This is a genomic window from Pantoea sp. SS70 (assembly GCF_029866845.1).
Lineage (GTDB): Bacteria > Pseudomonadota > Gammaproteobacteria > Enterobacterales > Enterobacteriaceae > Pantoea > Pantoea leporis.
Genome location: NZ_CP117199.1, coordinates 775557 through 789214, shown reverse-complemented (window position 1 = coordinate 789214; position 13658 = coordinate 775557). Strand labels below are relative to the sequence as shown.

Annotated in this window: 11 protein-coding genes; 7 read left to right on the top strand and 4 right to left on the bottom strand. The window is 55.5% G+C overall.

The genetic code is table 11. From position 1 onward, the window contains the following. Positions 1 to 5: 5 nt before the first annotated feature. Positions 6 to 2672 carry a pyruvate dehydrogenase (acetyl-transferring), homodimeric type gene (gene aceE / locus PO881_RS03515; RefSeq protein WP_101762093.1) on the bottom strand — a complete coding sequence of 889 codons (2667 nt, stop codon included), beginning with the start codon at positions 2670 to 2672 and terminating at the stop codon, positions 6 to 8. Between the two features lie 127 nt (positions 2673 to 2799). Continuing rightward, on the bottom strand, positions 2800 to 3564 hold the full coding sequence (pdhR, locus tag PO881_RS03510) for a pyruvate dehydrogenase complex transcriptional repressor PdhR (protein ID WP_008108566.1): 765 nt from the start codon (positions 3562 to 3564) through the stop codon (positions 2800 to 2802). A 513-nt stretch (positions 3565 to 4077) separates the two neighbouring features. On the opposite strand from pdhR, the gene aroP reads away from it, so the two are divergent. The 3 genes from aroP (at position 4078) to PO881_RS03495 (ending at position 7952) form a co-directional block, all read left to right on the top strand. Beyond that, positions 4078 to 5433: an aromatic amino acid transporter AroP gene (aroP, locus tag PO881_RS03505; RefSeq protein WP_110867537.1), complete on the top strand. Its 1356-nt coding sequence runs from the start codon at positions 4078 to 4080 to the stop codon at positions 5431 to 5433. A 162-nt stretch (positions 5434 to 5595) separates the two neighbouring features. Further along, positions 5596 to 7002 (top strand): MFS transporter, encoded by a 1407-nt coding sequence (locus PO881_RS03500; protein WP_277974527.1) that lies wholly within the window; start codon positions 5596 to 5598, stop codon positions 7000 to 7002. Next, complete coding sequence (locus PO881_RS03495) at positions 6999 to 7952, top strand: family 43 glycosylhydrolase (protein WP_280172458.1); 954 nt, start codon at positions 6999 to 7001, stop codon at positions 7950 to 7952. The genes PO881_RS03500 and PO881_RS03495 overlap by 4 nt, the downstream gene beginning before the upstream one ends. On the opposite strand, the gene ampE is transcribed toward PO881_RS03495, so the two are convergent. Beyond that, a complete protein-coding gene (gene ampE, locus PO881_RS03490) occupies positions 7934 to 8788 on the bottom strand; it encodes a beta-lactamase regulator AmpE (RefSeq protein ID WP_192235712.1) in 855 nt (284 codons plus the stop codon). The genes PO881_RS03495 and ampE overlap by 19 nt on opposite strands. A gap of 16 nt (positions 8789 to 8804) precedes the next feature. Continuing rightward, the gene (gene ampD / locus PO881_RS03485) at positions 8805 to 9356 is read right to left on the bottom strand and encodes a 1,6-anhydro-N-acetylmuramyl-L-alanine amidase AmpD (protein ID WP_101762099.1); all 552 of its coding nucleotides are present in this window, start codon (positions 9354 to 9356) and stop codon (positions 8805 to 8807) included. Positions 9357 to 9538: 182 nt separating this feature from the next. On the opposite strand from ampD, the gene nadC reads away from it, so the two are divergent. The 4 genes from nadC (at position 9539) to hofC (ending at position 13636) form a co-directional block, all read left to right on the top strand. Then, positions 9539 to 10435: a carboxylating nicotinate-nucleotide diphosphorylase gene (nadC, locus tag PO881_RS03480; RefSeq protein ID WP_217549101.1), complete on the top strand. Its 897-nt coding sequence runs from the start codon at positions 9539 to 9541 to the stop codon at positions 10433 to 10435. A 177-nt stretch (positions 10436 to 10612) separates the two neighbouring features. Further along, entirely contained in the window at positions 10613 to 11056 is a 444-nt protein-coding gene (ppdD, locus tag PO881_RS03475) for a prepilin peptidase-dependent pilin (RefSeq protein WP_101762101.1), read from the top strand. After that, positions 11056 to 12444 carry a type II secretion system protein GspE gene (gene gspE, locus PO881_RS03470; RefSeq protein WP_280172457.1) on the top strand — a complete coding sequence of 463 codons (1389 nt, stop codon included), beginning with the start codon at positions 11056 to 11058 and terminating at the stop codon, positions 12442 to 12444. The genes ppdD and gspE overlap by 1 nt, the downstream gene beginning before the upstream one ends. After that, positions 12437 to 13636 carry a protein transport protein HofC gene (gene hofC / locus PO881_RS03465; protein WP_280172456.1) on the top strand — a complete coding sequence of 400 codons (1200 nt, stop codon included), beginning with the start codon at positions 12437 to 12439 and terminating at the stop codon, positions 13634 to 13636. The genes gspE and hofC overlap by 8 nt, the downstream gene beginning before the upstream one ends. Positions 13637 to 13658: the final 22 nt, after the last annotated feature.

Below are 13658 nucleotides of genomic sequence, written 5' to 3'. Positions count from 1 at the left end.
ACCTCTTATGCCAGACGCGGGTTAACTTTATCGGCGTCGATATTGAATTTGGTGATGGCTTCTGCCACCACTTTCTTATCGATTTCACCGCGTTTAGCCAGCTCACCCAGCGCAGCCACAACCACATACGATGCATCCACTTCGAAGTGGTGACGCAGGTTTTCACGGCTGTCAGAACGACCGAAGCCATCGGTACCCAACACGCGATAATCGCTGGAAGGCACGTAGCTGCGCACCTGTTCTGCGAACAGCTTCATGTAGTCGGTCGATGCGACGGCCGGTGCTTCGTTCATCACTTGCGCGATGTAAGGTACGCGTGGCTCATCGGTTGGGTGCAGCATGTTCCAGCGCTCACAATCCTGACCATCACGCGCCAGCTCGGTGAACGAGGTCACGCTGTAGACGTCAGAAGCGATGCCGTAATCTTTCGCCAGGATCTGCGCGGCTTCACGCACGTGACGCAGAATTGAACCTGAACCCAGCAGCTGCACTTTGCCTTTGCTACCTTCTACGGTTTCCAGCTTGTAGATACCCTTACGGATACCCTCTTCCGCACCCTGCGGCATCGCAGGCATGTGGTAGTTTTCGTTCAGCGTGGTGATGTAGTAGTAGATGTTTTCCTGCGCTTCGCCGTACATACGCACCAGGCCATCTTGCATGATGACCGCGATTTCGTACGCGTAAGACGGATCGTAAGAGATACAGTTCGGGATAGTCAGCGACTGAATGTGGCTGTGACCATCTTCGTGCTGCAAGCCTTCGCCGTTCAGCGTAGTACGACCTGAAGTACCGCCCACCAGGAAGCCGCGTGCCTGCATATCGCCGGCCAGCCACATCAGATCGCCGATGCGCTGGAAGCCGAACATCGAGTAATAGATGTAGAACGGAATCATCGGCAGGTTGTTGGTGCTGTAAGAGGTCGCCGCCGCCAGCCAGGATGAACCTGCGCCCAGCTCGTTGATCCCTTCCTGCAGAATCTGGCCTTTCTCGTCTTCTTTATAGTACGCAACCTGCTCGCGGTCCTGCGGGGTGTACTGCTGACCGTTCGGGCTGTAGATACCAATCTGACGGAACAGACCTTCCATACCGAAGGTACGGGCTTCGTCGGCAAGGATTGGAACCAGACGATCTTTGATCGACTTGTTCTTCAGCATCACGTTCAATGCACGCACGAAGGCGATGGTGGTGGAGATCTCTTTATTCTGCTCTTCCAGCAGTGGACGGAACTCTTCCAGCGTTGGCATTTCCAGCTTCTCGCTGAACTCCGCCTGACGCGTTGGCAGGTAGCCGCCCAACTTCTCACGCTGACCGTGCAGATAGTTGTACTCTTCAGAACCTTTTTCGAAGGTGACGTATGGCAGCTCTTCGATTTTGTCATCGGCCACCGGCACATTGAAGCGATCGCGGATGTAGCGAACGCCATCCATGTTCATCTTCTTAACCTGGTGGGCGATGTTTTTACCTTCAGCAGTGTCACCCATGCCATAACCTTTGATGGTATGGGCCAGAATCAGCGTTGGCTGACCTTTGGTTTCCTGCGCTTTTTTCAGTGCAGCGTAGACTTTCTTCGGATCGTGGCCGCCGCGGTTCAGCGCGAAGATCTCTTCGTCTGACCAGTCTTTCACCAGAGCTGCGGTTTCCGGATATTTACCGAAGAAGTGCTCACGTACGTACGCGCCGTTACGGGATTTGAAGGTCTGATAATCGCCATCAACGGTTTCGTTCATCAGCTGAATCAGCTTGCCGCTGGTGTCCTGACGCAGCAGTTCATCCCAACGACCGCCCCAAATCACTTTGATCACGTTCCAGCCAGCACCGGCAAAGATGCCTTCCAACTCGTTGATGATCTTACCGTTACCGGTGACTGGGCCGTCCAGACGCTGCAGGTTACAGTTGATGATGAACACCAGGTTGTCCAGCTTCTCGCGGGTGGCGATGGTGATCGCACCTTTGGATTCCGGCTCATCCATCTCGCCATCACCGAGGAAGGCGTAAACGGTTTGTGCTGAGGTGTCTTTCAGACCGCGGTGTTCCAGATACTTCAGGAATTTCGCCTGATAGATCGCGTTCAACGGACCCAGGCCCATTGATACGGTTGGGAACTGCCAGAAGTCCGGCATCAGTTTCGGGTGCGGGTAAGAAGAGAGACCTTTGCCCTGCACTTCCTGACGGAAGTTGTTCATTTGGTCTTCGCTCAAGCGACCTTCAAGGAAGGCGCGGGCGTAGATACCTGGAGAAATGTGACCCTGGAAGAAAACCAGATCGCCGCCGTCTTTGTCGCTACGCGCGCGGAAGAAGTGGTTAAAGCACACTTCATAAATGGTCGCGGAAGACTGGAAGGAGGACATATGGCCACCCAACTCCAGATCTTTCTTCGACGCACGCAGCACCGACATGATGGCGTTCCAACGAATTGCGGAACGGATACGACGTTCAAGAGAGGTGTTGCCCGGATAGTCCGGCTCATCTTCAACAGCAATAGAGTTAATGTAGTTGCTGATTGCAGAGGAACCTGCGGCAACTTTCACGCCACCTTTGCGTGCTGCACTCATTACCTGATCAATCAGATACTGCGCGCGCTCAACACCTTCTTCACGGATGACCGATTCGATCGCTTGTAGCCAATCACGAGTTTCGATCGGATCCACGTCATTCTGTAAACGTTCTGACATGGGGTGTATTCCTTATCTGTGTCTAATACGTTGAAATTATCAGGAGCCTGTCTTCTTGTGCTTTGCTTCTGGTTCACAGCACAAGAAGACAGGCCCGTCGTGTTTTCCGCACGTTCGTTGCCGTGCGTTATTCCTTACGTTGCTGTAAACGACGCAGGGAGCGTTCACGACGACTCTGCTCCCGACTTCTATCCAGCAAGATTTCCTCAATGAACGCCAGGTGACGATGAGATGCCTCGCGTGCTTGTTCTGGCTCACGAGCTACAATCGCCTCGTAGATACTGGCGCGGTGACCGCTCACTTTCGCCAGCATTTCCCGACGAGCGTAGAGCAATTCAAAATTCTGACGGACGTTTTGTTCCAGCATAGGGCCCATGGAACGCAGCAGATGCAGCAACACCACATTATGGGCGGCTTCTGTGACAGCGATCTGATACTTCATCACTGCATCCGCTTCGGCGTCGAGATCGCCGCTGTCCTGTGCCTGCTGAATATGAACATGGCAGTCGCGGATGCGCTGCAAATCTTCATCGGTGCCACGCAGTGCCGCGTAATAGGCAGCCACGCCTTCCAGCGCATGGCGGGTTTCCAGCAGGTCAAACTGAGATTCTGGATGTTCGGCAAGCAGACCGACCAGCGGGTCGCTCAGGCTTTGCCAGAGATTTTTTTGGACGAAGGTGCCGCCGCCCTGACGACGTAGCAGCAGGCCTTTAGCTTCCAGGCTCTGAATCGCTTCGCGCAAGGATGGACGTGAGACATCAAACTGTTTCGCCAGTTCACGCTCGGGGAGCAGTTTTTCACCCGGCTGGAGCGTCCCTTCCATAATGAGGGATTCCAGCTGTTGCTCAATCGCATCGGAGAGCTTGGGTTGGCGAATTTTACTGTAGGCCATCTTCCCTTCTTATCAGCCAAACGTCCGGAGTAAATTGGTAATACCAATTGAAAAATGGTGCCGGTAAAGTAACAAAGTATTCACCTTGTGTCTATATGGGTGCGGTCACACTTCAGGGGATGATCGCAGCGCTGGTGCGCTAACCTACCGGCATCAAGCGAGAAATCCCACGCACACGGCAAATGTTAATGAATTGCACTTTTACCTAACCTTACACTGAGTTAGCGCCCAGAAAACGGCCCAACCATAAGGGAAACCTATTCGTGTTCACCCTTTTTTCATGGCAGAAATACTGCGACGGGCGCGCAGAGGATGCTGCTGCTTTTTCAGTCATCTCTCAGCACAAAAAGCAAAAGCAGGTGCAAACTGACGCGCTTATCACTATTCTGAACGCCGTGGTAGCTCATGCATGCACACAGCACGCCAGATACCGTAAAGAAAAGAATACATTAAGGTAAACAGCCTTACAGTGCGCGCACTGCAGGTGCACAATAACAACATCACGAGGTTTGTATGGAACAACAGCATGGCGACACGCTGCACCGCGGCTTAAAGAATCGCCATATTCAGCTGATTGCGCTGGGCGGAGCCGTAGGTACTGGCCTGTTTCTGGGTAGCGCATCAGTGATTCAATCGGCCGGTCCGGCCGTGATTCTGGGATATGCGATTGCCGGTTTTATTGCCTTTCTGATCATGCGCCAACTCGGCGAGATGGTGGTTGAAGAGCCGGTTGCCGGCAGCTTCAGTCACTTCGCCTACAAATATTGGGGCAACTTCGCCGGTTTCGCCTCGGGCTGGAACTATTGGGTGCTGTATGTGCTGGTTGCCATGGCCGAACTCACCGCTGTGGGCAAGTACGTACAATTCTGGTGGCCTGACTTCCCTACCTGGGCCACCGCCGCCATCTTCTTTGTATTGATCAACGCCATTAACCTGACCAACGTCAAAGTGTTCGGTGAGATGGAGTTCTGGTTCGCGATTATCAAAGTGGTCGCGGTCATCGGCATGATTCTGTTCGGTGGCTGGTTGCTGTTTAGCGGCAACGGAGGCCCGCAGGCGAGCGTCAGCAACCTGTGGGATCAGGGCGGCTTCCTGCCGCACGGCATGACCGGATTGGTGATGATGATGGCAATCATTATGTTCTCGTTTGGTGGTCTGGAGCTGGTGGGCATCACTGCCGCAGAAGCCGACAATCCACAAGAGAGCATCCCGAAAGCCACCAATCAGGTGTTGTGGCGTATTCTGATTTTCTATATTGGCTCACTGGCGGTGCTGCTTTCGCTGCTGCCGTGGACGCGCGTGACGGCGGATACCAGCCCGTTCGTGCTGATTTTTCATGAGCTGGGCGATGCCTTTGTGGCCAACGCGCTGAACGTGGTAATCCTGACGGCGGCGCTGTCGGTCTACAACAGCTGCGTTTACTGCAACAGCCGCATGCTGTTCGGCCTGGCGCAACAGGGTAACGCGCCGAAAGCATTGCTGAAAGTGGACAGTCGCGGCGTGCCGGTCGCCACCATTCTGGTCTCAGCCGTGGCGACCCTGCTGTGTGTACTGATCAACTACCTGATGCCAGGCGAAGCCTTTGGCCTGCTGATGGCGCTGGTGGTTTCCGCACTGGTGATCAACTGGGCGATGATCAGCCTCGCGCATCTGAAATTCCGTAAAAAGAAAGATCAGCAAGGTGTCACCACGCGCTTCAAAGCGGTGCTCTATCCGCTGGGTAACTGGATTTGCCTGGTGTTCCTCGCCGGTGTGTTGGTCATTATGCTGATGACGCCAGGCATGGCGATATCGGTATGGTTGATTCCGGTATGGCTGGTGATTCTGGCTATCGGTTACACCATCAAGAACAAACTACAGAAAGCGTAATGTTGTTCCCTGCCCGGCACACTGATGCCGGGCAGCACTTCTGATCTGGCTCACACTTTTCCCCGCCCGCGCGTTTTGTCCATCTACCCGACCATTTGCTCCCCAGCAGATTACTGATTTTGCACAGATAATTCCTGCTCATCATATCGCTGGAGACGATCAATGAAAGGAGCAGCCCTCTCGTTCAGAGAGAAACTGGGATATGGCATGGGCGATGCCGGATGCAACATGATTGGCGGTGCCATCATGCTGTTCCTCAATTATTTCTACACTGATGTGTTTGGTTTAGCCCCGGCGCTGGTCGGTACACTATTACTGTCGGTACGCGTACTTGATGCGGTAACCGATCCGATCATGGGCGCCATTGCCGATCGTACGCAAAGTCGCTGGGGCCGCTTCCGTCCGTGGCTGCTGTGGGTTTCCGTGCCTTACGTGCTGTTTAGCGTGCTGATGTTCACCACGCCGGAGTGGAGCTATGACAACAAGGTTATCTGGGCGTTTGTCACTTACTTTCTGATGTCACTCACTTACACCGCCATCAACATTCCTTACTGCTCGCTGGGCGGTGTGATCACCAACGATCCGGGTGAGCGCGTGTCATGTCAGTCCTATCGCTTTGTGATGGTGGGCATTGCCACGCTGATCCTCTCACTTTCGCTGCTGCCGATGGCCGAATGGTTTGGCGGCGACAACAAAGCGCGCGGTTACCAAATGGCCATGGGCGTGCTAGCGCTGATCGGTTTGGCGATGTTCCTGTTCTGTTTTGCCAATGTGCGTGAACGCATTCATCCCGCGACGCCAAGCAACGATGATTTGAAACAAGATTTGCGCGACGTGTGGAAAAACGATCAGTGGGTGCGCATTCTGCTGCTGACCTTCTGCAACGTCTGCCCCGGTTTTATCCGCATGGCCGCCACCATGTACTACGTCACCTGGGTGATGGGGCAATCAACGCACTTTGCCACGCTGTTTATCAGCCTTGGCGTCATCGGCATGATGTTCGGCAGCACGCTGGCAAAAATCCTCACCGATCGCTGGTGCAAGCTCAAGGTGTTCTTCTGGACCAACATCGCGCTGGCGCTGTTCTCGTGCGGCTTCTACTGGATTGATCCGCACGCCACCGTCGCGGTGGTCATCGCCTACTTCCTGCTGAATATCCTGCACCAGATTCCCTCGCCGCTGCACTGGTCGCTGATGGCCGACGTGGATGATTACGGCGAATGGAAAACCGGCAAACGCATCACTGGTATGAGCTTCTCCGGCAACCTGTTCTTCCTCAAAGTGGGGCTGGCGGTGGCGGGGGCGATGGTCGGTTTCCTGCTGTCGATTTATGGCTACGATGCCGGCGCAAAACAGCAGGCTCCCAACGCGATTAACGGCATCATGCTGCTGTTCACGGTCATTCCGGGCGTGGGATATCTGATCACTGCCGGCGTCGTGCGTTTAATGAAAGTGGATCGCAACTTAATGCGTACGATTCAGGCCGACCTGGCGCTGCGCCGTGCCCATTCACACCACGAATCCCCTATCGCGTCCTCTGCGACCGCGCAACCTGGAGAGATCAAATGAGCTGGCCCAATCCTTTTATTACGCAACGCGCCGATCCCTTTATTCTGCGCCATGCCGATGGCTACTATTTTATCGCCTCGGTGCCGGAATATGACCGACTGGAGATTCGCTATGCCTCAACGCTGGCTGGCCTGATTGAGGCAGAAGCGGTAACGGTGTGGCACAAACCGGATACCGGCCCGTTTAGCGCGCTGATCTGGGCGCCAGAACTGCATCACATCAACGGGCAATGGGTGATCTATTTCGCCGCCGCACCGACGCGGGCGATAAAAGATGGCCTGTTCCAGCACCGCATGTATGCGCTGGTGTGTAATGATGCCGAGCCGCTGAGCGGTAACTGGCAGCCCTGCCGCCGCGTACATACGCCCATCGACTCCTTCTCACTGGACGCCACCTACTTCCACCATCAAGGTAAACACTGGTATCTGTGGGCGCAAAAAGATCCGGCGATTCCCGGAAACTCTAACCTGTATCTCGCCGAGTTGCTCAATCCGTGGACGCTAAAAAGCGCCCCGCTGATGCTGAGCCGACCGGAGTATGAATGGGAGTGCGCAGGATTTAGCGTTAATGAAGGACCGGCGGTGATTCAGCATGGCGACCAGCTGTTTGTCACCTATTCCGCTAGCGCGACCGATGAAAATTACTGTCTGGGGATATTAAGCATTGATGTGTTGGCCGATCCGCTCAACATCAACGCCTGGCGTAAATCCGCGCGACCGGTATTTGCCACCAGCTGGGATAATCAGCAGTATGGGCCGGGACACAACAGCTTTACGGTGGATGAAGCGGGAAGAGCGGTGCTGGTGTATCACGCGCGCAATTACACCGAAATTGAGGGCGATCCGCTGTGGGATCCGAATCGCCATACGCGCTTGAAATATTTCGACTGGCGTGAAGACGGCACACCGGATTTTGGCGTGCCGCCAGCCGATCACACCAGCGTGCCGTAGATCGTCAACAGCGCGACCACCACCACCAGCACCAGAGAAATACGTTTCGCCAACGCCACTGCAACACGTGGCGTTTCGACTTTATCCATGTGCGGATCGCGCGCCAGCGAGAACTGCGCCAGGCTGGTCAGCACCTGATATTGCGGGCGATGCAGATCGCCCAGCGCGGCAAACCACGCTGGCAGCGCACGTTCGCCGTGGCCGAGCAGCGCGTAAGCCACGCCGGCCAAACGCACGGGGATCCAGTCCAAAACGTGCAGCAGACGATCAACGCCAGACTGCGAGCGCGCCAGCGGCGTCTGATGCTTCGCCAGCCAGCTCTGCCAGGCGCGCAGAAACGCATAACCCACCAGCAGCACCGGGCCGTAAGGTCCACCGACCACAAACCAGAACAGCGGTGCAAGATAGAAGCGGAAGTTAATCCAAATCAGCGCGTTCTGCAGTTCACGCAGGAACTCGCGCTCGCTGCACTCAACCGGCACGCCGTGAATCAGCGTCAGTTCAGCCGCCATCGCCTGATGCGCCGCTTCATCGTCATGGCTCGCGGCTTTGAGATAGCTGTGATAGTGCAGTCGCACCGAACCCGCGCCAATACACAGCAATCCCACCAAAATCCAGAACAGCAGTTGCGCCACGCCAAACAAGATGCCTTTCAGGCTCCACACCACCAGCCAGACGATCAGCATCGCTATCACTGTCATCATCAGCGTGCGCAGCAGGGAAAAACGCTGGCGGCCACGAAACAGCGGCTCCAGCCGATGGTCCAGTTGCCAATGCTCACCCAACTTAAACAGGCGTTCCCAACCTAAAACTAATAACAAGCTAAACAACGTCATACCCGCTCCTGCTGTCTCAGGGATTCTCCTGCCTGATGGATTCTTTATAGCGCAACCAGTCAAAAGAGGAACCGGGATCGGTTTTCCGCTCTGGTGCGATATCGCTATGGCCGGTGATGCGCGCTGGCGTCAACGGATAGTGCTGCAGCAGGAGTTGAGTCACCTGTTGCAAAGTCGCGTACTGGGCATCGGTATAGGGCAGCGTATCAGTGCCTTCCAGTTCAATGCCCATGGAAAAATCGTTGCAGCTTTCACGTCCTTCAAACTGCGACACGCCGGCGTGCCAGGCGCGCTGATCGAAAGAGACGTATTGCACCAGCTCGCCGTCGCGACGAATTAAACAGTGCGCCGCCACGCGTAAATGGGCGATGTCCGCAAAATAGGGATGCGCATCGGCAGGCAACGTGCCGGTAAATAAGCGATCAATCCACGGCCCGCCAAACTCACCGGGCGGTAAGCTGATGTTGTGAATCACCAACAGCGAGGGCACTTCATCATTTGGACGCTGATTGAAGTGTGGTGAAGGTACTTTACGCGCGCTGGTAATCCAGCCCTCTTCCAGTTTCATGCTGTTAAATCCTAAGCAAAATCAGGCTGAGAATAACATGTTTCACCCAGCAGACTTGCGACTTAATGCGCCGACGCGGCCGAGTTCAGGATACTAAACATTTCACCGCCAGCAACTGGCAATGGTCGATAAATCAGGCTAAGGTGAGCGCAAGAAATTTCGTCTTGTGGAGTGGCAAAACCATGGCAACGCGTCGTTACGATCCCGATCATCGCCGTCAGGAACTGATTAAACGTATAGAACAGGATATCCCGGAAGCCGTTGCCCAGGCGCTTCAGGAGGATTTAGGTGGCGAAGTGGATGCGAATCGCGATATCACCGCGTTGCTGCTGCCGGCAGAAAAGCAGGCGGTGGCAAAAGTCATCACCCGTGAAGCCGGTGTTTTTTGTGGTAAACGCTGGGTAGAGGAAGTATTTATCCAGCTCGGTAATAAAGTCACTCTTAACTGGCATGTAGAAGATGGACAAGCGCTGGTTGCCGATCAGCTGCTGTTCGAGCTTACCGGCCCGGCGCGCCTGCTGTTAACCGCAGAACGCACCGCACTCAACTTCGTGCAGACGCTCTCTGGCGTGGCCACCGAGGTTAGCCGTTATGTCGCCCTGCTGGCGGGCAGCGAAACCCAGTTGCTTGATACACGCAAGACCTTGCCAGGCCTGCGTACCGCGCTGAAATATGCGGTGTTGTGCGGTGGCGGTAATAACCACCGTTTAGGCCTTTCGGATGCTTTCCTGATAAAAGAAAACCACATTATCGCCAGCGGCTCGGTGCGTAACGCCGTAGAAAAAGCGCTGTGGCTGTCGCCGGATGTGCCGGTAGAAGTTGAAGTTGAATCGCTGGCGGAACTGCAGGATGCCATCGATGCCGGAGCGGACATCATCATGCTCGACAACTTTAGCCTTGAGATGATGCATGCAGCGGTTGCGCTAACCCACAAACGCGCGCTGCTGGAAGTCTCTGGCAACGTAACCGAAACCACGCTGCCACAAATTGCCCAGACCGGCGTTGATTATGTCTCTGTGGGTGCGCTGACCAAACATGTGCGCGCGCTGGATCTGTCGATGCGTTTCCGCGAGCTTTAATGCCCCGTTCTGCCGCGTGTTAGTGCGGCAGATATGCGAGCTGGCTTCCAAAATGCTGTTATCTCCGCTGTAAATCTGACGATTCTCTGCGCGATGCTTTCCAGCCTCGCGCAGCCATGACTTCCGCTTTCCCTCGCCCTTTTCTACCGTAGCGGCTCCACAACAAGGAGCCTCACTATGGACAGACAACGCGGTTTTACCCTTATCGAATTAATGATTGTGATTGGCATCGTCGCCATTCTCAGCGCCATCGGTTTACCGGCTTATCAAAACTACCTGCAACGCGCAGCGCTCACCGACATGCTGCAAACCATGGTGCCGTACAAAACAGCAGTAGAACTCTGTGCCATTGAGCGCGGCGGACCGGCGCAGTGTCAGGCAGGAGAACGCGGCATTCCGGTGGCCAAAGGTTCGCGCTATGTGGCAACGCTTAGCGTGGTCAACGGAACCATCAACCTGACCGGCCAGGAAAGTCTCAGCGGATTAACGGTTGAAATGCTGCCGATTTGGAGCGCAACGGATGGCACGTTGAGCTGGCAACGCACTTGTACCAGCGATAACAGCAGCCTGCGCGATAGCTGCCTTGAGCAGTTCCGCTTTGCCGACAAGGATGCCAACTGATGGACAACCCTAATAGTGCGCTGCACACGTTGTGCGCCCGTTATCAGGCGGTGATTCTGCACCATGACGCCACGCTACTGCGCGTAGCGGTAGCCGACACACCCGATCCGCTGCTGCTGGAAGCGCTACAGTTCGCCAGCCAGTGCAAGGTGGAGGTCGAGTGCTGGCCTGCGGCACGGCTTGAGCAGTTGCTGCACGAGCCGGATGCCGCTGCAGCACCACGTGAACAGGCCAGCGCTGAGTCAGCGATTAACGCGGTCGATCAGATTTTGCGCCAGGCCATTCAGCGGCGCGCCTCAGATGTGCATTTTGAACCGCAGCGCCATGGACTGCGGGTGCGTCTGCGCATCGATGGCGTGTTGCACAAACTACCTCAGCCTTCTGAAGCACAACCCGCTGCGATTCTGGCGCGCCTGAAAATTCTCGGAGGATTGGATATCGCCGAACGGCGTCTGCCGCAGGACGGACAGTTTACGCTGGAAATAGAGGACAAACTGGCGGCGTTTCGTCTCTCAACGCTACCGGTAAGCCAGGGCGAAAAAGCCGTGGTGCGGCTGCTGCAAAGTGAAAACAGCGCCATCACCCTCGATAAACTCGGCATGCCCGCAGCACAGCTGCGTTTACTGAAAAACGCGCTGGCGAAACCGCAGGGTTTGATTCTGGTCACCGGACCGACCGGCAGCGGTAAAACCTTCACGCTCTATAGCGGGTTAAGCGCGCTTAATGTGCCAGAGAAGAACGTTTGTAGCGTGGAAGATCCGGTTGAGATTCCGCTGGATGGTATTAATCAAACGCAGATCCAGCCGCGTAGAGGGCTCGATTTCAATCGTGTGCTGCGCGCACTACTGCGCCAGGATCCCGATGTGATTATGGTGGGGGAAATCCGTGATGCCGAAACGGCCAGCATCGCCGTTAAAGCAGCACAGACCGGCCATCTGGTGCTTTCCACACTGCATACTAACTCGACTGCTGAAACCCTGACGCGCCTGCGCCAGATGGATATTCCCGGTTATCTGCTGGGCCCCGCTTTGCAGTTGGTGGTGGCGCAGCGTCTGGTCAGACGCTTGTGCGTGCATTGCCGTCAGCCGGGACAAGCTATTGCCCATCTGCCGGGCGAACTCTGGCCGGGCACGCTGCAAACCTGGCGAGCGCCGGGCTGTGATCACTGCTTCTCCGGCTATTACGGGCGGCTGGCGCTGTTTGAAGTCTTGCCGCTAACCAGCAAATTGCAGAATGCTATCTCGGCAGATATGCCGCTGGAACATCTGTTAATGCTGGCAAATGAACAGGGAATGAAAACATTGCTAGCTGCGGGGCTGGAAGCAGTAAGTCGCGGCGATACTTCTTTCGAAGAGATGCAGCGCGTGGTGGGACTGGGCGATGGCTAATCTCTATCATTTCCGCTGGCAGGCTCTTGATACCATGGGCGTGCTGCAGGAGGGCGAATCACTTAATGCCAGCCAGGATGCGTTGCTCAATCAACTCTCCGATCGCGGCATGCTGCCAGTAAACTGGCAGCGTGGAAAATGCTGGCGTTCGCGCGACTGGAAGTGGCAGCAAAAAATCGATTTGGTGCGGCAACTGGCGACGCTGCTGAAGGCCGGCTTACCTCTGGCGGAAAGTCTGATTCTGCTGGCAGAAGGCCATCCTCATGCCGGTTGGAGGGTATTACTGAAAGGATTGCAGCGCCGCGTCATCGCCGGTGAGCCCTTCTCGCAAGCCTTGCAGGAGTGGCCGCAAATCTTTCCCCCGCTGTTTCCCGCTTTGATGCAAGTGGGTGAATTAACCGGCCAACTCAACGAGTGCTGTCGCCAACTGGCGCAGCAGCAAAGCAAGCAGCAATACTTACGGCAAAAAGTGGTGAAGGCGCTGCGCTATCCCCTGTTTATCTTGCTGGTAGCGCTCGCGGTCAGTGCTGGCATGCTGCTGTTTGTTTTGCCAGAATTTGTCTCTGTCTATGCCAGTTTTGATGCGCCGCTGCCCGCTTTTACTGCTGCAGTGATGTCGCTGTCAGAACTGCTGCAGAAGGCCGCGCTGCCGCTGTCGCTGGTAGGTGCCGTATTACTGATGATTGTGCAGCAGACTTATCGACGTTCGGTACCGTGGCAAAAGCGCGTACATCAATGGTTACTGCGCATGCCATTGTTATCTCCGCTGTGGCGCGGCGGGCAGCTCAGCCAGATATACGCCATCCTGCAACTTACACAACAATCCGGTTTGACCTTGTTGCAAAGCCTGCAGGCGGTTGAAGTGACCTTGGTATCGCGATTGTGGCGCGATGCCATCGTTCAGTTGCAGCAACACATTGCTGCGGGTGCGCCGCTGCATCAGGCGCTGCAACAGCATCTGCTGTTTACACCTCTTTGTGCCCAACTCATCCGAGTGGGTGAAGAAGCGGGTGCATTAGATGTGATGCTGGCACGGCTGGCGGAGTGGCATGAGGCGCAAACATTAGCGCGCGCTGATGCTCTGGCGGCATCGCTGGAACCGATGATGATGGTGGTAATCGGCGGGATAGTTGGCACTTTAGTGATTGCAATGTATCTGCCGGTATTTGGTCTTGGTGATGCCATTCGATGACGGGCACGCGCGATGCGCGCCC